The sequence below is a fragment of the Stutzerimonas stutzeri genome (genome assembly GCF_024448935.1).
GTDB lineage: Bacteria > Pseudomonadota > Gammaproteobacteria > Pseudomonadales > Pseudomonadaceae > Stutzerimonas > Stutzerimonas stutzeri_AO.
Genome location: NZ_JAMOIE010000245.1, coordinates 1 through 1010, shown reverse-complemented (window position 1 = coordinate 1010; position 1010 = coordinate 1). Strand labels below are relative to the sequence as shown.

Annotated in this window: 1 protein-coding gene and 1 pseudogene; both read left to right on the top strand. The window is 59.4% G+C overall.

The window, feature by feature from the left end:
- A partial coding sequence (locus NA637_RS25140; RefSeq protein ID WP_256075354.1) for a DsbA family protein occupies positions 1-244 on the top strand: 244 nt, incomplete at its 5' end.
- A gap of 4 nt (positions 245-248) precedes the next feature.
- Positions 249-710 (top strand): annotated as a pseudogene (locus NA637_RS25135) (methyltransferase family protein).
- Positions 711-1010: the final 300 nt, after the last annotated feature.

Sequence of the window (1010 nt, the reverse complement as noted above, 5' to 3'; positions counted from 1 at the left end):
TGATCCCAAGGTAACGCAGGCATGGGCTGCCGCAGAGCGCGTCGGTTTGAACTTGGAGCAGGCCCGCCAGGAGATGCATACGCCTGGCGTCAACGCCGTGCTGGAAACGGACATGCAGGACGTTAAAGCCGTTGGGGTTCGTGGCACGCCGACTTTTTTTGTCAATGGTCGTGCGCTCAGCGAGTTTGGCCCGGAGCCGCTGCGCCAGTTGGTGAACAGCGAAGTGGCCAAGGCACGAGAATGACACTATGAGCGCGCTGGAAAACCGCGTGCCACCGCTGCTCGTGGCCGGCCTGATCGCTGTGCTGATGGGTTTGTCGGGAACCAAATTGCCGGGTTTCGAACTGGCATGGACCGCGCGCCTGACCTTCGCTTTGCCAATACTGCTCCTGGGGCTCGGCGTGTGCCTCGCCGGCGTCCTGTCGTTTCGCCGCGCGCGTACTACGGTTAATCCATTGCAGCCGCAGCAGGCTTCTGCATTAGTGGAGGCTGGCATCTACCGGTACAGCCGCAACCCCATGTACTTAGGCTTTGCCATTATCCTGGCGGCTTGGGCGCTGGTCTTGGCCTCGCCTCTAACCCTGCTTGGCGTAGTTGCTTTCGTGCTGTACATGAACCGTTTCCAGATCCCAGCCGAAGAGTGAGCGCTGGAAACATTGTTCGGCGAATCATTTGCCCGCTACCGTGCACGAGTCCGCCGCTGGCTCTGAGCGTCCGCGGCGGTAGCGACTGGCGGGGCTTGCTCGTCGCGGCAGCCTGCTGAAGGTGCCACGACCTAGCCTGATCTCCTCGTGGCGAGCTACTTTGGCCACATGCCGTTAGCATTTCTAAGGTCAAGGGCATAGCGCCAACGAGTGACGCACGCGAATTCGCTCCGTTGATATCGAGCTAACTGTCAGGTGACAGCGGTAAAAGCAAAGCAGGCTTATGCTTCGCTGCGATGATTGTCGGCCTGCCTGGTGTCTGTTAATGGCCAATTAAACTGACCCACCTCTGGCCAACAATTTTGA